A 16,960-nucleotide genomic window follows, 5' to 3' on the forward strand; every position below is an offset into this window, starting at 1 on the left:
GGCGGATGCTGACACTCCGCTGGAAGGGGAATGACACATGACCACGCTGATCTGCTTCGGCTTCGGCTACTGCGCCCGGCACTACGTGGCGGAGTTCGGCGGCCGCTTCGACCGCATCGTCGGCACTACCCGCACGGCCGAGAGCGCCGCCGACCTGGCGGCGCGTCGCTTTGGCGGAAGCGAGGTCGAGATGCTGGTGTTCGACGGCACCACGGCGAGCCCCGAGCTGACCGCCGCGGTCGCCGAGGCCGAGGCGCTGCTGATCTCGTCGCCACCGACCGAGACCGGCGACCCCGTGCTCGCGGTGCTCGCCGACGGGATCGCGGCGGCCGCCGCGGCCGGCACGCTGCGCAGCGTGGTGCTGCTGTCCACGCTGGGGGTCTACGGCGACCACGGCGGCGCCTGGATCGACGAGACCGCGGCGCTGAAGCCGATCAACCCGCGCAGCATCGAGCGGGTCGAGCAGGAGGCGGCCTGGATGGCGCTCGGGGCACGCGCCGGCGTGCCGGTCGCCAGCCTGCGGCTGGCCGGCATCTACGGGCCGGGCCAGAACGCCCTGATCAGCCTGGAGCGCGGCCGCGCCCATCGCATCGACAAGCCCGGCCAGGTGTTCAACCGCATCCACGTCGCCGACATCGCCCAGGCGATCGAGGCGGCGTTCGCGAAGCGCATCGCCGGCGCCGTCAACGTGGCCGACGACGAGCCCTCGCCCCCCGGCGATCCGATCGTGTTCGCAGCCGGGCTGCTGGGGCGCGAGCCGCCGCCCGAAATTCCGTTCGCCGAGGCGGCCCGCACCCTGTCGCCCATGGGCCTGAGCTTCTACGCCGAGTGCAAGCGCGCCCAGAACGACAAGCTCAAGCGCGAGCTGGGCGTGACGCTGCGCCATCCGACCTATCGCGAGGGCCTGCGGGCCGAGTTCGCGGCGCGCCAGCCGGCGGCGTGAGGGAGCGGCGGGGCGTTTCGACCGCACGACGGTTGCGATAGAATCGATGGCATGATGCCGAATCGCCTCGCTGCCGTCGCCGTGCTGCTCCTCCTCGCCGGTCCGGCGGCCGCCCAGGACCGCGGCACGGTCGATCCCAAGCCGCTGCCGCCGCTCGCCAGCCCGGACGATCCGAAGACCCCCGCCAAGGCGCTGTTCGGCCGCAAGGCGACGCCCACCCACATGGAGGCGCGGGCGATCGGCTTCTACTCCAAGGGCTGCCTCGCCGGCGGCACGGCGCTGCCGGTCAACGGGCCGGCCTGGCAGGTGATGCGGCTGTCGCGCAACCGCAACTGGGGCCATCCCGAGCTGGTCGCCATGCTGGAGCGGCTGGCCGCCGAGGCCCGCAAGGCCGGCTGGCCGGGCCTGCTGGTCGGCGACATGTCGCAGCCGCGTGGCGGCCCGATGCTGACCGGCCACGCCAGCCACCAGGTCGGGCTCGACGCCGACATCTGGCTGACCCCGATGCCGGACCGCGAGCTGACCCGCAAGGAGCGCGAGGAGATGTCCGCCACCATGGTGGTGGCACGCGACCGCACCGACGTCGATCCGGCCGTGTGGACGCCCGGCCACGTCGCGGTGATCCGCACGGCGGCGAAGCGGCCGGAGGTCGACCGCATCTTCGTCAACGCGGCGATCAAGAAGGCGCTGTGCCGCGACGCCGGTGCCGATCGCGGCTGGCTCGCCAAGGTGCGCCCCTACTGGGGGCACGACTACCATTTCCACGTCCGCATCCACTGCCCGGGCGGCGATCCCGGCTGCACCCCGCAGCCGCCGGTGCCGAACAACGGCGACGGCTGCGGGAAGGAGCTCGACTGGTGGTTCCAGGACTCGGTCCTGCATCCGCCGCCCCCCAAGGAGCCGCCGAAGCCGCGGCCGCCGCTCACTTTGGCGGAGCTGCCGCCGGCCTGCCGGATGGTGCTCCAGGCGCCGTGAGGCGCCGGCACGTCACACCCGGCGATGACGTGCCCGCATCACGGGAGCCCGCCGGCGCGGGCGAGCGCGGCGACGCCCATGCCGGCCGCCACCGCCAGGAAGTCGTTGCGGGTCGCCATCATGACGGCGCCGCCGGCGCCGACCGCCAGCGCCGCCACCGGGCCGCCGTTCACCACCAGCGGCAGCACCGTGGCGGCGACGATCGAGCCCGGCAGCGCCGCCAGCATGCGCTGCACCCGCGCCGTCAGCGGCACCCGCCCCATGATCCAGAAGCCGCCGGCCCGCATCGCATAGGTGGCCGCCGCCATCGCGGCGATGGCCGCGTAGACGCCCCAGTCGGCGGCGAGAGGATCAGTCGCGCCGGTCATCCATCAGCCCTCCGGTGACGGCTCCGGCGATCGCGCCGGCGACGATGAAGCTCCAGCCGCCGACCAGCCGCTCGACCACCAGCGCCACCGCGCCCGCCACCAGCCAGGGCAGCGCGGCCCGCCGCCCGCGCCACAGCGGCACCACCATGGCGGCGAAGAACACCGGCATCACGAGATCGATGCCCCAGCGCTTGGGATCGGTGACCAGCGCGCCCAGCAGATAGCCGACCTGGGTCGAGGCCAGCCAGACGCTCACCAGCAGCACGCTGGCGCCGAAGAATACGCCGGCGTCGCGGCCGCCCTCGTTGCGGTAGCGCATCGAGACGATCCAGCTCGGATCGCTGGTGATGTGCAGCACCGGATAGATCCAGCCCGGCAGCCCGCCCATCCAGGGCCGCAGCGTGGCGGTGATCAGCAGCATGCGGGCGTTGATGGTGAGGGCGATCAGGGCGAGCGCCAGCACGGCGCCGGGGGTGAAGCGCTGCGGCCACAGCTCCATCGCCACGAGCTGCGACGAGGACGCGAACATGGTGGCGCACATCACCAGGTTCTCGATGGCCGACAGGCCGATGCGGGCCGCGGTGGCGCCGGTGGCGAGCGCGATGGCGATCATGCCGGGGGCGACCGGCAGGGCCAGCCGCGCCCCGAGCAGGAAGCCGGCGCCGGTGACCGGCACCGGGCCGGCGGGAGGATCGGACAGCGGGGGTGGCGGATGGGTCGTCATGTCATGATGGGCCGGAGCGTCGCGGCGAAAGGCTAGCGGCGGGATCGAGAGATAGAGATGCCGCGGAGAGTTCGGCGCGTCACCTCTCCCCGCAGGCGGGGAGAGGTCGACGGCTGCGCGCATCAGCGCAGTCGTCGGGTGAGGGGCGTCGCCGCGAGTCGGTGACTCTCGGCGTCGAGTGGGCGCCCCCTCACCCGACCCGCCGCTCCGCGGCGAGCCACCCTCTCCCCGCAAGCGGGGAGAGGGAAGCAGCGGCGCCGGGGCTTCGGCTCGAGTCGCTGCGAACGATCCTGGCCGTATGCCTGCCCCAAAAGAAAACGCCCGCGACGGGCGGGCGTTCTCGTGTCGCGAGGGTCGGGGCCTCAGCCGGTCGGCTGCGGCTCCATGTCGCCGGCGCTGGGCGGCTCCGGCCGCGGCCGCGGCTTGCCGGCGGTCGGCACCGCCGAGCCGCGCGGGCCGGACGGCTCGATCACCGATTCGCGCGACGGACGCTTGCCGTTGATCAGGTCCTTGATCTCGTCGCCCGTCAGGGTCTCGAACTCCAGCAGGCCGCGGGCGAGGATCTCCAAGTGCTCGCGCTTCTCGGTGAGGATGCGCTTGGCCTCGTCGTGGCCCTCCTCGACCAGCCGGCGAACCTCGGCGTCGATCGTCTGGGCGGTCGCCTCCGAGACGTTCTGCTGGCGGGCGACCGACATACCGAGGAACACCTCGTCCTGGTTCTCGCCGTAGGCGACGGTGCCGAGCTTCGGCGAGAAGCCCCAGCGCGTCACCATCATGCGGGCGAGGCGGGTGGCCTGCTCGATGTCCGACTGCGCGCCCGAGGTGACCTTGTCGCGGCCGAAGATCATCTCCTCGGCGACACGCCCGCCCATCATGATAGCGAGGCGGGAGGTCATCTGCTCGAAGCTCATCGACAGCTTGTCGCGCTCGGGGAGCTGCATGACCATGCCGAGCGCCCGGCCGCGCGGGATGATGGTGGCCTTGTGGACCGGGTCGGTCGCCTTGACGTTGAGGGCCACGATGGCGTGGCCGCCCTCGTGATAGGCGGTGAGAAGCTTCTCCTCCTCGGTCATCACGAGCGACTTGCGCTCGGCGCCCATCATCACCTTGTCCTTGGCGTCCTCGAACTCGACCTGAGTGACCATGCGCTTGTTGCGCCGAGCCGCCATCAGGGCCGCCTCGTTGACGAGGTTCATCAGGTCCGCACCCGAGAAGCCGGGGGTGCCGCGCGCGATGGTCTTCAGGTTCACGTCGGGGGCCAGCGGCACCTTGCGGACATGGACCTTCAGGATCTGCTCGCGGCCGACGACGTCCGGGTTCGGCACCACCACCTGGCGGTCGAAGCGGCCCGGGCGCAGCAGCGCCGGATCGAGCACGTCGGGCCGGTTGGTGGCGGCGATCAGGATGATGCCCTCGTTGGCCTCGAAGCCGTCCATCTCGACGAGGAGCTGGTTCAGCGTCTGCTCGCGCTCGTCATTGCCGCCGCCGAGGCCGGCGCCGCGATGGCGGCCGACGGCGTCGATCTCGTCGATGAAGATGATGCAGGGCGCGTTCTTCTTGGCCTGCTCGAACATGTCGCGGACGCGCGAGGCGCCGACGCCGACGAACATCTCGACGAAGTCCGAGCCCGAGATGGTGAAGAACGGCACGTTGGCTTCGCCGGCCACCGCGCGGGCGATCAGCGTCTTGCCGGTGCCGGGCGGGCCGACCAGCAGCACGCCGCGCGGAATCTTGCCGCCGAGCCGCTGGAACTTGCCGGGATCACGCAGGAACTCGACGATCTCCTGGAGGTCCTGCTTGGCCTCGTCGACGCCCGCCACGTCCTCGAAGGTGACGCGGCCATGGGCCTCGGTGAGCAGCTTGGCCCGCGACTTTCCGAAGCCGAGCGCCTTGCCGCCCGCCCCCTGCATCTGCCGCGACAGGAAAATCCAGACGCCGATCAGCGCGATGAAGGGCAACCAGGAGACCAGCAGGGAGACGAACCAGGGCACGTTCTCCTGCTGGGGCCGCGCCGTGATGGTCACGCCCTTCTTGTAGAGCTTGTCGATCAGGGTCGGGTCGCTGGGCGCGTAGGTGTTGAAGCTGCCGCCGGTGGTGTAGGTGCCGTGGATCTCGGGCCCCTGGATCACGACGTCCCGCACGCGCCCCTGCTCGACCTCGTTCAGGAGCTGCGAGAAGGCGATGTCGGTGGAGACCGAACGCTGCGCGGGATTCTGGAACAGGGTGAACAAGGCCAGCAGCAGCAGGACGATGATCACCCACAGGGCAAAATTCCGCAAATTGGCGTTCATCAGGCGTCCTCGTGCCCCGTGGCTCGAAAGTCCGGGTGACGGTGGTCCGGGTGACGGTGGAACGACGGCGGAGAGACGCCGCGCCCTCTCGCCCACGCCGGTTGTCGGGGCATACCTCGGCCAATGTAGGGGCCTCGCCCGCGGCTCACAAGCGCGGTCACCCCGGAAGGGCTGATTCGTGGCGCCGTGGTGAACGGGTTTTCGTCACGTTTCCGTGGGGTTCGGCCCTGCCGATGCGGCGTTTCCGCCGCTTCGGCGCGGCGGCGCCGGAGCGACCGACAGACGCCCCCCGGCCAGCGTCACGGTGGCACCCGCCAGCGTGCGGCGAAACCGCGCAGCCGATTCGGGGCCACCGCCGGCCGCTGTGATCGCCGTGGCCACCACGGCCGCCGCGAGGGCATCGGCCACGGTTTCCAGCTTGCCCAGCTCGACCGGCCCCTCGTGGCCGACGCGGTCGATCAGCCGGCCGAGCAGGCGCAGCCGCAGCTCCGCGGGCGCCCGCGCCCAGCCGGCCGCGTCGAGCCGCACCACCCCGTCGCCGCCGGCCAGGCCGAACCCTGCCAGATCGGCCACGGCGAGATCGGCGGCCAGCCGCTCGACGGCCGCCTCCAGCGCCGCATCGGCCCGGCGCATGCGATCGGCGAGCCGCGCGAGGCGCGGCGCCGTCAGGCCCTCGGCCGCGAGGCCCGGCAGCAGCGCCCGCAGCCGCGAACGGGTGAACCGCGGATCACGATTCGACGGATCGTCCGCGCAGGCGATCCCGGCGGCCGCGAGCGTCGCCACCAGCCGTGCCTTGGGGATGTCGAGAAACGGACGGACGAGCAGAAGGGCGGGCTCCCGATCGTCGCCTGCGGGGAGAGGGTCGGGGTGAGGGGCCGCAGTCCGGGCAGTCGTTTCGAGGCGCCCCCTCACCCGCCGCGCTTCGCGCGTCGACCTCTCCCCGCCAGCGGGGAGAGGTAAAGGCGCCACCCGCGCCATGCCGGCGAGGCCGGCGAGGCCGCTGCCACGGGCGAGGCGGAACAGCACCGTCTCGGCCTGGTCGTCGCGGGTATGGCCGGTGAGCACGTGACGGGCGCCCGCCTCGCGCGCCGCCACCGCCAGCAGCCGGTAGCGCGCCGCGCGGGCCGCCGCCTGGAGCCCGGCCGCCGGCTTCTCGCCGGTCCAGCGCAGGATGTGGTGGGCGATGCCGAGCTCGCCGGCGAGCCGGCCGACCGCCAGCGCCTCGTCGCCCGATCCGGAACGCAATCCATGATCGACGGTGGCGGCGACCAGCCGCGGGCCGGCCGCGAGGGCGGCACGCCAGCGGGCTGCCAGGACGAGGAGCGCGGTGGAATCCGGACCGCCCGAGACCGCCAGCACCACGGCCGGCAGCGCCGCGAGATCGGCGAACAGGGTGGCCGCCTCGGTGGTGGTCAGCGGCGCATCGTCGTGTCGCGCATGTGCGGTGGCGGGCGGCGGAGCGTCGTCGGCCGCAGTGTCCTCGACCGTCGGGTGGTCAGCAGCGGACACGCTTCTGTTCGCGCTCGACCGCCTGCTTCACGTTGACCGATGCCCGCGGATAGCGCCGCAGAACCTCGGCAAAGCTGGAACAGGCGAGTTCCTTCTGGTTGAGGGCGGCGAGCGACTGGCCGAGCCGCAACATCGCCTCGGGGGCCTTCGGGTTGGCGCCGGGCCGCTGGGTCACCGCCAGGAACGCATCGGCCGCGTCCTTGTAGGACTTGCGCAGGTACAGGCTCTCGCCCAGCCAGTACTGGGCGTCGCCGGCGAGCCGGTCGTTCGGATGCTTGCGCAGGAACTCCCGGAAGGTCTGCTCGGCGAGCGCATAATCCTTGCGCAGCACGTAGCCGTAGGCGAGGTCGTACTCGTCCTTGGGGCTGCCACCGGGCGGCAGGCTGGCGACCTGGCTGCCCTGGCTCTGGGCCCCGTAGCCGCCCGGAGCCGGCCCGCCATGGCCGGTCGCGCTCGGGTTGCGGGGCGGGGGCGGCGGCAGGCCGCCGGTGGCCGCCGGACCGCGCCCGAGGCTCGGGTCGGCGGCGGCGGCGCCCGCCATGCTGCCGAGATCGAGCGGCGCTCCGGCGGCACGGCCGGGCACGGGCGTCGACTCACCCTGGATGGAGCCGAGCACCCGCGGGGCGCCGGGTGCGCCCGGCGTCTGGCTCGGATCGAAGGCGTCGCCGCGGCGACCCCGCCCGCCCGGGGCGGGTGGCGCGACGGCCGGAGGCCCCGCGTCAGCGGACGCATAGGCGGGACCGCCTCCGTAGGCGGGCGGAGGCGGCAGCTCGGTGGCGCCGGCCGGCGGCACATAGGGAGGTTGGGCTTGAGCCTGGGGCGCCGCGACCGGCGCCTCGCCACGGCGACCAGGCGTGGCCGGCGGAGGCGCCGCAGGCGCCCCGCGGCTGCCGCCGCGGCCGAGCTCCTGGAAGCGGAACTCGTAGTCCTCCTGCATGCGCCGCAGCTGCTGCTCGAGCTGCTGGTTCCTGAACTGCGCCTGCTCGAGGTCGCCGGTCAGCCGGCGCATCTGGCTTTCGAGTTGGTTGAGCCGGACGATCAGGTCCGATTCCGACATCTGCGCCGTCGCGGGCGCCACCGCCGGGCCGGCCGCGAACGCGGCGCCGAGCAGCAGCAGCGCCGCCAGGCGCGCGAGGCGGCCGGTCGGGGCGCAACGGATCGACGCGCGAGCGCGCCACCAGCCGAATCGAGGGGGGATAGCCTGCGTCATGGTCGCATCATAGCCGGCGGAGGGCGGGCATGCGACCGCCCCGTCCGCGACACGGCCGCCTCGATCAGGACGACGCGTTGAGCACCGTCACGGCGCGGCGGTTCTGCGACCAGCACGAGATGTCGTTGCAGACCGCGACCGGGCGCTCCTTGCCGTACGAGATGGTGCGCATCCGCTGGGCCGAGATGCCGCGCGAGATCAGATAGTCACGCACCGCCTGGGCGCGCCGGGCGCCGAGCGCGATGTTGTACTCGCGGGTGCCGCGCTCGTCGGCGTGACCTTCGATCGTGAAGGCGTACTGGGCGTAGTTCTGCAACCACTGCGCCTGCTTGTCGAGGGTCTGGCGCGACTGCGAGGTGAGATCGGTGGAATCGCTCTCGAAGAAGACGCGGTCGCCGACATTGACGACGAAATCCTGCTGGCTGCCCGGCACCGCGGCACCGGCCAGACCCGCGGCATTCGGATCGTTCGGCTTGTTGGCGCAGGCCGCGATCAGCAGCGCGCCCGCAAGCGCAGCCGCGATCCGTGCAGCGGTGCGGTAACGTGAGACATTCGGCATGCCGTAACTCCTCATCGACCTGCTCGCGCCGGATGTGCCCCCGGCTTGGAGCTTTCCTACGGTCTAGCCCCGGTTTCGTTAAGCGAAGGTTCCGTCAACCTTGACGGGGCGTTGCCACAGCCCCCCGGCGCGCCGCGATCGGCGGAAACCGTTTGGAATGGTTACTGCGGCGTGAACGCGGCGGCAGCGTGGCGGGTGGGAGTGGGCGGACGCTCGGAGCCGGCCGCTGTGCCGTTCGGGTCACACACCGTCGGCGGCACCGGAAACGCCCCCTCACCCGGACCGCCGGCTGGTGGCCGGCGATCCGACCTCTTCGCGCTCGGGGATGAGGTGAGCGAGCCGCGGCTCCTCCGACATTCGATATCGCGACGCCCGACCCCGCCCTGCGCGGCGCCCCCGTTCCCACTCCCCGCGTGCGGGGAGAGGGTCGGGGTGAGGGGCAAATCGAGAGGCTGCCAGAGGATCGCGGTGGCAAACAGCGCCGCTTCGGCTCAACCGAAACGCCCCCTCACCCGGACCGCCGGCTGGTGGCCGGCGATCCGACCTCTCCCCGCGCGCGGGGAGAGGTGAGCGAGCCGCGGCGCCGGCGCGTCAGCTCAGCAGCGGCGACCACGCCGGATCGGACGCGAAGCTCGGGGTGCGGACGCGCTGCTCGTTGCGGCCGGTGATGTCGACCGTGTAGAGGCCCGGCCCCGAGCCGGGGTCGCGGAAGAACATGATGACGCGGCCGTTGGGCGCGAAGGTCGGCCCCTCGTTGTGGTAGCCGTCGGCGAGCAGGCGCTCGCCGGAGCCGTCCGGCTTCATGATGCCGATGCCGAAGCGGCCGCCGCCCTGCTTGGTGAAGGCGATGAAGTCGCCGCGCGGCGACCACACCGGGGTCGAGTAGGAGCCGTCGCCGAAGCTGATGCGCTGGGCACCGCCGCCACCGGCCCCCATCACGTAGATCTGCTGCTTGCCGCCGCGGTCGGACTCGAAGCAGATGCGCGTCCCGTCCGGCGAGAAGCACGGCGCCGTGTCGATCGCCGGCGTGTCGGTGAGCCGCGTCGTCGCCTTGGAGCGCAGATCCATCACGAACAGGTTGGAGTTGCCGCCCTGCTGGAGGCTCATGATGACGCGCTGGCCGTCCGGCGAGAAGCGCGGCGAGAAGGTCATGCCGGGGAAGTTGCCGACGATCTCGCGCTGCCCGGTCTCGACATTGAGGAGATACACGCGCGGGTCGCCCTGCCCGAACGACATGTAGGTGATCTCCTGGGTGGTGGGCGAGAAGCGCGGGGTGAGGACGAGGTCATCGCCGCGTGACAGATAGCGGACATTGGCGCCGTCCTGATCCATCAGGGCGAGGCGCTTGACGCGGCGCTCCTTCGAGCCGGTCTCGTCGACGAACACGATGCGGGTGTCGAAATAGCCCTTCTCGCCGGTGAGCCGCTCGTAGATGGCATCCGAGATGATGTGGGCGATGCGGCGCAGGTTGTCGGGCGAGGTGAAGTACTGCTGCCCGGTGAGCTGGGCGGTGCCGAACACGTCCCACAGCCGGAACTCGGCCTTGAGGCGGCCGTCGGGCTGGCGGGTGAGGCGGCCGGTCACCAGCGCCTGGGCGTTGATGGCGCGCCAGTCGGGGAAGCGCGGCTGGGTGTCGATGGTGGTGATCCGCTCGATGAAGGCAGCCTGATCGATCGGGGCGAACAGGCCCGAGCGGCGCAGGTTGGCGGTGATGATCTGGCTGATGCCGCGGGCCGCCTCGACGTCCGCCGGGCTGCCGCCGACGAAGTCGGGAATGGCGATCGGCACCGGCTGGACATTGCCCTGGGTGACGTCGATGCGCAGTTGCGCCTGCGCCTCCTGCCCCGGCAGGCCGGCCAGCGCACCGGCGCCCGCCGCGGCGGCGGACGCGAGAAGGAGACGGCGGCGAGTCAAACGCGCAAGCATCGGGCTGTCCTCTTCACGCCCGGCGGCTCGGGCCGCGGACGGCGGAGCGGGGGCGCGGCCCAGCGGGCCGAACGGGGTTTTCGGAGCCGATCCGCCGGGACGTCTGCGGCCGACGGCGATCAGCCGCGGAACATATCGCGGGGATCGAACGTGACTTCAACATCCTTCCACACGTCGTACTTGGCGACGGGAAGCCGGTAGGGCTGGCAGCGCCGGATGGCGCGCAGGGCGCTCTCGGCGGCGACCTGGAAGAACGGATGGCTGCCGCGGTTGAGCAGCATCGGGTCGGCCTGGAGCGAGCCGTCCTGACGCAGCCGCAGGCGCACCTGGACGATCAGCTCCTTGGCCTCGACGGCGCCGGCCGGCGGGTTCCAGCATGCCTGGATCTGGGCGCGGAGCGCGTCGATCTCGCTCTGCGACAGGGTCGCCGCGCGGCCGGTGGGCAGGCCGAGCGAGGCGGTCTGGTTGAGCGTGTCGCCGGTCACCTCCTGGCGGCGCGGCGCCTGCTTGTCGAGCAGCGCGGCGATCTTGCTCGGATCGAAGGCGGGCTGGTTCTTCAGCGCCTCCTCCTTGCGCTTCTGCTCCTCGGCCTTGCGCTTCTCCTCGGCGAGCTTCTTCTTTTGCTCCTCCGCCTTCTTCTGCTCGTCCTTCTTCTTCTGCTCCTCGGCCTTCTTCATCGCCTCGGCGATCGGGTCGGGCGGCGGCGCCTCGGCCGGCTTGGCCTTGTCGGGCTCCTGCTTCTTCTCGGGCTCGGCCTTCTTCTCCGGCTCCGCCTTGGCCTTCTCGGGCTTGGGGTCGGGCTTCCTGGGCTCCGGCGGCGGCGGCATCGGCTCGGCCGCGGCGGTCTTGATCTCGGGCTTCTTGTCGACCTTGGTCAGCTCCTCGACGGGCTTCTGCTCGCCGAGCTTCTCGACCATCGGCTTCGGGGTCTCGACCTTCTTGGCGGTCTTCACGCCGGCGGTGATCTGCGAGAACTCGGCATCCGAGATGACGTCGACCGGCAGCGACTCCATCGTGGTCGCCTCCAGCGGCTTCACCACGAAGGCGATCATGCCCCACAGGAGCACGGTCGCATGGCCGATCGCCGATATGGTCAGCGCCTTGCGCAAGCCGTCAGGACCCCTGCTCCACCTCGGTGACCAGCGCCACCCGCTTGAACCCGGCGGCCGACAGCCGCCCCATCACCTTCATGACGGTGCCGTAGTCGACCTTGCGGTCGCCGCGCACATAGATGCGCTCGTCCATGCCGCCGCGCGCCGCCGTCACGGCGGTCAGCTTGGCGACCAGCTCGTCGATCGGAATCTCGCTGTTCTGGAGGAAGACCTGGCCCTGGGTGTTGACCGAGATGGTCAGCGGCTCCTTGTCCTGGTCGAGGCTCTTGGCCTGGCTCTGCGGCAGGTCGATCGGCACGCCGACGGTGAGGAGCGGCGCCGAGACCATGAAGATGATGAGCAGCACCAGCATCACGTCCACCATGGGCGTGACGTTGATCTCGCTCATCACCGGATTGCCGCGGCGGCCCCGGCGCCTCCCCGCGCCTCCGGCCAGCATCATCCCCATCGCAGTCCCGTCCCCGTGCCAACTCGTGCCGAACCCGGTTCCAAACCCTCCCGGTCCGCACCAGGATCGCCGCCCGGGCTTCTCCCCACCCTGGGCGACGCCACCGAAACCACCGTTCTTTCAGCGCCTTGTCGCGCCGGACCAGCCCGGTCCGGCGGCGGCGCCTCAGGCCCGCTCGTCGATCTGCCGCGACAGGATCGCGGAGAACTCGTCGGCGAAGCCTTCCAGCCGTGCGGCCTGCTTGTTCACCTCGGAGGAGAACTTATTGTAGAAAATGGTCGCCGGTATGGCGGCCACCAGCCCGATCGCGGTGGCGAACAGCGCCTCGGCGATGCCCGGTGCGACCACCGCCAGCGAGGTGTTCTTCGAGGCCGCGATCGACTGGAACGAGTTCATGATGCCCCAGACGGTGCCGAACAGGCCGACGAAGGGGCTCGCCGAGCCGACCGTCGCCAGCACCAGGAGCCGCCGCTCCAGCCGCTCCACCTCGCGCGCGATGGTGACGTCCATCACCTTGTCGATGCGCATCTGAAGGCCCGCGAAGGAGCGGCTCGACCCCTCGAAGCTGCGCTTCCACTCGCGCATCGCGGCCACGAACAGCGCCGCCATCGAGTGGTTGGGCCGCGAGGCGAGCGAGCGGTACAGCTCCTCCAGCGACTGGCCGGACCAGAACGCCTGCTCGAAGCGGTTCATCGCCGAGCGGGTGCGCTGCAAGAGCAAGAACTTGTCGATGGCGATCGCCCACACCCACACGGAACAGGCGAGCAGGCCGACCATCACCAGCTTGACGACCCAGTGCGCCTGCCAGAACAGGCCGAAGATCGACAGGTCGGCAGCCATGCCCGGTGCTTCAGGAATCATCGTTTTGTCCAACGCTCTCCGGCACGGCGGGGGTCTTTGCCGGCGGCCGCCGACGGCGAATGCCGGCCGCAGTGCCCGCGGGCGCCCCTCTGGCGCGCCTCGAGCCCTCCCGCCGGTTCGGTCAATCGGGTCTGACGCGCGCCAACCCCATTCCCGGCCGATGGAATCCCGGCCAAACGTGACCAAATGAGGGCGCCGCGCGCCCCTCGCGACGGTCAGTACGGCGCGGCCGCGGTTAACGCTCGGTAAACGGAGCGAAGTTTGGGCCGGTTCTAGGGTCCGGCCGGCCAGCCGAGCCGGCGAGGCACCGGCCGCAGGCCCCGACGAGACGACGAAGGCCGCCGCCCGGACGGGCGACGGCCTTCGCATTCATCGGTCGGCGATCGGGGCGCAGTGTCCCCGGAGCTGGAGCCCGGGGAGCCGGGCGCCGGTTCAGCCCGGCGACGGCTGGTGCACGTCGGCCGAGGAGCGGCCGCGGCGCTCGGCCATGAACTGGTCGAACTCGGCCTTGTCCTTGGCCATCCGCAGGCGTTCGAGGAAATCCTTGAACTCGCGCTGCTCGTCCTCGAGGCGACGGATCGTCTCGGCGCGGTACTCGTCGAACGCCCGGTTGCCGCTCGTCGGGGCGCCGAACCAGTCGCCGCCGCGGTCCATGCGGTCGCGCATCCGCTCCATCTTGGCCTGCCAGCGGGACATCCCGCGACCGTTCCAGCAACTCATGCGTCCGCTCCAGAAGGTGAAGGCGAGAAGCGCCAGGCCGATCGGCCACCAGAACACGAATCCGAGGATCGTCAGGGCGATCCAGGCGCCGGAACCGAGATCGTCGAGTTTGGCTACGAAGGGCATGGCGTCCTCGCGGGGTGCCTCGTGTGGGTGTTGGACAGTGAATGTTAATTACATTTACATAGATACGCGCCGCCTCGGGCCTTGTCAAGCGGCGCCCGGGCGGGCGGCGCCGATTTTTCGGGGCGCTCGCGCGGCGGCCGAAGGCCCGATGGGCTCACGCCTTCCGCAGGTGGGGACAGATGCATTCGAACAAGAGGTGGCCCCGCGGCCGGCGGACGCAAGGTCCCAGCCGGCGCCATGGGACCGCATGACACGCCGCCGTGCCTCGCCGCGGCTCGACCCGCGCAGGGTGGGCCGACGTCGCCGACAGGAGACCGCTCAGGCAGCGCCGGACGGCGGCACCCCGAGCCCCTGGAGATAGACGAGCAGGCCGGCCTCCAACAGCTCCTCGGGGGTCATCGGCAGCGGCCGGCGGGCCGCATCCCCACGCCCGAACAAGGCGGCGACGCCGTGGGCGAGCGACCACAGATGGAGCGCCATCATCAGGGCCGGTGGCCGCACGGCGGCCGGCAGCCCGGCGGCCAGCGCCTCGCAGGCGCCGCGCAGCACCGCGAAGGCGCGATCGCCGGCGGCCCGCAGCTCGGGGCTCGCATCCGGCCGCACCCCGGCCTCGAACATCGCGGCGTAATAGGCAGGCTCGTCGCGCGCGAAGGCCAGATACGCCTTGCCGAGCCGATCCATGGCGGTGCGCGGCTCGGGCCGCCCGTTGTCCCAGGCGCGGGCGAGCGCCACCTCGAACGCCTCGAAGCCGCGCCGCGCCACATCGGCCATCAGCTCGTCACGGTCGCGGAAATGCCGATAGGGCGCCGCCGGGCTCACCCCGGCCCAGCGCGCCGCCTCGGCGAAGGTGAAGCCGGCCGGCCCCTTCTGGGCGATCAGCTCGAGGGCGGCGCGGATCAGCGCCTCCTTCAGATTGCCGTGGTGATAGCCACGGCCGGAGTCGCGGCCCGGAGCGTCGCGCCCCGATGCGTCGCGGCCGCCGTCGCGACCGCCTCCGTCGCGACCCGATCTCGACCAGCTCATGCGCCGCACCCGCTCATGTGAAAAGGGTTTACATCAGGGGCCGTCGGCCGTCGATAGCGGCCGCCCGCGAAAGCTCGCACCGGCGCGATTGCGCCGGACGGCGGGCGCGTCATCATGGACGCCGGATCGTTCGCGAGATTCTCCCCTGCGAGATTCTCCCCTGCGAGCCTGCCGGACCGAGCGAGGACCTCTGTCATGAGAGCAATGAACTGGTGTGCCCTGACGGTGGGCCTCGGCCTGGCGCTGGCGGCCGTGCAGGCCGATGCGCAAGGAGCCCGCGAGCCTGGCGCGCGTATCGACGCACCGGGTGCCGGGGTCACGAGCCGCCCCGAGGTCCGTGGCACCCGTGAGCCCGGCGCCCGCGTCACCACCTCCGACACCGCCACGGCCGCCCGGGTGCGCGCCGGCACCATCGAGGTGAAGGATCTTCGCTTCGGCAGCCGCGACGCGGAGCAGCTCGCCATCGGCCGCGCCGTGTTCACCGGCTTCGCCCGTGAGAACGGCATGGTGGTGGCCGACCGCCTGACGATCGAGGACGTGACCGGGCGCCTCGCCACCCAGAGCTGGCGGATTCCGCGCCTCGCCTTCGACCGGGTGCGCCTCCCCGAGGAGCTGTACCGCGCCCTCGCCGAAGGCGCGGCGACCACCCGGCCGTGGGCCGACCTGTTTCGCGAGGTGGTGGCCGAGACCGCCACCATCGACACCATCACGATGAGCGACAAGACGCTCGCCACCGAGCAGGTGCTCGGCGGCTTCGTGATGACGCGGCTCGCCCGCGGCATCGTCGGCGAGGCGCGGCTCGCCTCGATCACCATGACGGCGGCGCCCGATCCCAAGCAGCCGGTGCGCCTGACCACCGGCGCCATCCGGTATCGCGATCTCGATCTCGGCGAGAGCCTTCGCATGTTCACCGGCGGCGGTGACGGCACGCCCAAGCGGGTGATGGCCTCGGCCGTGCTGGAGCGACTGGAGATCACCGCGCCGGACGCCACCGTGCGGCTCGGCACCTACGAGATCGGTGCCACCACGCTCGCGGTCCCGGCCGATCCGCTGCCGGCCGAGGTCTTCGCGCTCGGCGCCACCATGCAGAGCGGCGGCGACCCCGACCCGGCCATTCTCGCCAAGGTGGTGCGCTGGTATCGCGGCGTGCTCCGCGGCCTGAAAGTCGAGAGCGTGGCGCTGCGCGACATCGCCGTGAACGGCCCTGACGCCGACCTCCGCATCGGCGGCGTCACCCTGGCGGGGCTGGTGCCGAGCGGCTTCGACCTGTTCGAGCTACGGGACGTCACGGTGAAGACGCCGGACGGGCCGGCCCGCCTCGCCCGCTTCGCCATCGAGCGGGTGAGCTTCGCGGCGCTGCTCGACCTCGCCCTGGACGCCGCCGAGTCCGGCCGCGATCCCGACATCGACCCGGCCAAGATCCTCGATCTGGTGCCGCGCATCGGCGCCGTGCGGCTCGCCGGCCTCGACGCCAAGACGCCGGAGGGGCCGGTGTCGCTCGGCGGCTTCGACATCGAGATGGACTGGACCGCCCGCCTGCCCGACCGGCTCGCCGTGGCGGTGTCGCGGCTCGCCGTGCCGATCGACCCGAGCGGCCCCGAGGACGGCCGCGACCAGCTCGCCCGGCTCGGCTACCGGGTGCTGCGCGGCGACCTCGCGGCCCGGCTGCGCCTGCTGGCGGCCGACAAGGCCCTGGTGCTCGACGACACCGCGGTGGCGGTCGACGACGTCGGCCGGATCGAGGCGACCGTGCGGCTCGACGGCATCGATGTCGATGCCGCCCTCGCCGACCCGGACCGCGCCGACGAGATCCTGGAGCGCGACGCCCGGCTCGGCCGCGCCAGCCTGACGCTCACCGATCTCGGCTTCGCCGAGCGCTTCGTCGCTGATCTCGCCCGGCGGACGGGAGCCGCCCCGCAGGCACTCCGCGACGAGCTCGCGACCAAGACGCGAGCCGAGATGGCCGAGGCGCTCGGCGACGCGGTGACGCCGGCCGCGCTCGACCGCCTCGCCGACTTCCTGCGTCGGCCCGGGCGGATCGCCGTGACGGTGACGCCGCGCCCCGGCCAGACGGTCCGGCTCGGCGAGCTGAACGCCGGCGGCGCCGACCTGCTCGGCCGGCTGCGCATCGAGATCGACACTGCGCCGCGCTGAGCGGCGGGGGC

General features: G+C 72.0%; 15 protein-coding genes. 3 read left to right on the forward strand and 12 right to left on the reverse strand.

What is annotated here, in order from left to right; genetic code table 11:
• Positions 1-37: 37 nt before the first annotated feature.
• Both ACFQUV_RS10770 and mepA read left to right on the forward strand, forming a co-directional pair.
• The gene (locus tag ACFQUV_RS10770) at positions 38-943 is read left to right on the forward strand and encodes an NAD-dependent epimerase/dehydratase family protein (protein ID WP_129607640.1); all 906 of its coding nucleotides are present in this window, start codon (positions 38-40) and stop codon (positions 941-943) included.
• A 51-nt stretch (positions 944-994) separates the two neighbouring features.
• Positions 995-1,918 carry a penicillin-insensitive murein endopeptidase gene (mepA, locus tag ACFQUV_RS10775; RefSeq protein WP_244601438.1) on the forward strand — a complete coding sequence of 308 codons (924 nt, stop codon included), beginning with the start codon at positions 995-997 and terminating at the stop codon, positions 1,916-1,918.
• 38 nt (positions 1,919-1,956) lie between these two features.
• On the opposite strand, the gene ACFQUV_RS10780 is transcribed toward mepA, so the two are convergent.
• From ACFQUV_RS10780 to ACFQUV_RS10835, 12 genes are all read right to left on the reverse strand, one after another.
• On the reverse strand, positions 1,957-2,286 hold the full coding sequence (locus ACFQUV_RS10780; RefSeq protein WP_129607641.1) for an AzlD domain-containing protein: 330 nt from the start codon (positions 2,284-2,286) through the stop codon (positions 1,957-1,959).
• Positions 2,270-3,010, reverse strand: coding sequence for an AzlC family ABC transporter permease (locus ACFQUV_RS10785; protein ID WP_129607642.1), 741 nt, complete (start codon positions 3,008-3,010; stop codon positions 2,270-2,272). The genes ACFQUV_RS10780 and ACFQUV_RS10785 overlap by 17 nt, the downstream gene beginning before the upstream one ends.
• Before the next feature lie 362 nt (positions 3,011-3,372).
• The gene (ftsH, locus tag ACFQUV_RS10790; RefSeq protein ID WP_129607871.1) at positions 3,373-5,301 is read right to left on the reverse strand and encodes an ATP-dependent zinc metalloprotease FtsH; all 1,929 of its coding nucleotides are present in this window, start codon (positions 5,299-5,301) and stop codon (positions 3,373-3,375) included.
• 204 nt (positions 5,302-5,505) lie between these two features.
• On the reverse strand, positions 5,506-6,717 hold the full coding sequence (gene tilS, locus ACFQUV_RS10795; RefSeq protein WP_129607872.1) for a tRNA lysidine(34) synthetase TilS: 1,212 nt from the start codon (positions 6,715-6,717) through the stop codon (positions 5,506-5,508).
• 79 nt (positions 6,718-6,796) lie between these two features.
• The gene (gene ybgF / locus ACFQUV_RS10800; protein ID WP_129607870.1) at positions 6,797-8,020 is read right to left on the reverse strand and encodes a tol-pal system protein YbgF; all 1,224 of its coding nucleotides are present in this window, start codon (positions 8,018-8,020) and stop codon (positions 6,797-6,799) included.
• Between the two features lie 64 nt (positions 8,021-8,084).
• The gene (gene pal / locus ACFQUV_RS10805) at positions 8,085-8,579 is read right to left on the reverse strand and encodes a peptidoglycan-associated lipoprotein Pal (protein ID WP_111383716.1); all 495 of its coding nucleotides are present in this window, start codon (positions 8,577-8,579) and stop codon (positions 8,085-8,087) included.
• Between the two features lie 591 nt (positions 8,580-9,170).
• On the reverse strand, positions 9,171-10,505 hold the full coding sequence (gene tolB / locus ACFQUV_RS10810; protein WP_111387445.1) for a Tol-Pal system beta propeller repeat protein TolB: 1,335 nt from the start codon (positions 10,503-10,505) through the stop codon (positions 9,171-9,173).
• Positions 10,506-10,624: 119 nt separating this feature from the next.
• Positions 10,625-11,614 (reverse strand): cell envelope integrity protein TolA, encoded by a 990-nt coding sequence (locus ACFQUV_RS10815; protein WP_129611363.1) that lies wholly within the window; start codon positions 11,612-11,614, stop codon positions 10,625-10,627.
• A 4-nt stretch (positions 11,615-11,618) separates the two neighbouring features.
• Positions 11,619-12,065 carry a protein TolR gene (gene tolR / locus ACFQUV_RS10820; RefSeq protein ID WP_111387441.1) on the reverse strand — a complete coding sequence of 149 codons (447 nt, stop codon included), beginning with the start codon at positions 12,063-12,065 and terminating at the stop codon, positions 11,619-11,621.
• A gap of 165 nt (positions 12,066-12,230) precedes the next feature.
• Positions 12,231-12,926 (reverse strand): protein TolQ, encoded by a 696-nt coding sequence (gene tolQ, locus ACFQUV_RS10825; RefSeq protein WP_111387439.1) that lies wholly within the window; start codon positions 12,924-12,926, stop codon positions 12,231-12,233.
• Positions 12,927-13,358: 432 nt separating this feature from the next.
• Positions 13,359-13,772, reverse strand: coding sequence for a DUF2852 domain-containing protein (locus tag ACFQUV_RS10830; RefSeq protein ID WP_129611364.1), 414 nt, complete (start codon positions 13,770-13,772; stop codon positions 13,359-13,361).
• A 318-nt stretch (positions 13,773-14,090) separates the two neighbouring features.
• A complete protein-coding gene (locus ACFQUV_RS10835; protein ID WP_111387435.1) occupies positions 14,091-14,795 on the reverse strand; it encodes a TetR/AcrR family transcriptional regulator in 705 nt (234 codons plus the stop codon).
• Between the two features lie 195 nt (positions 14,796-14,990).
• Here ACFQUV_RS10835 and ACFQUV_RS10840 point away from each other — a divergent pair, with 195 nt between their 5' ends.
• Positions 14,991-16,949, forward strand: a complete 1,959-nt coding sequence (locus ACFQUV_RS10840) for a hypothetical protein (RefSeq protein WP_129611365.1) — start codon at positions 14,991-14,993, stop codon at positions 16,947-16,949.
• Positions 16,950-16,960 lie beyond the last annotated feature (11 nt).

The organism is Rhodoplanes sp. P11 (assembly GCF_964266735.1).
Classification (GTDB): Bacteria; Pseudomonadota; Alphaproteobacteria; order Rhizobiales; family Xanthobacteraceae; genus Rhodoplanes; species Rhodoplanes serenus.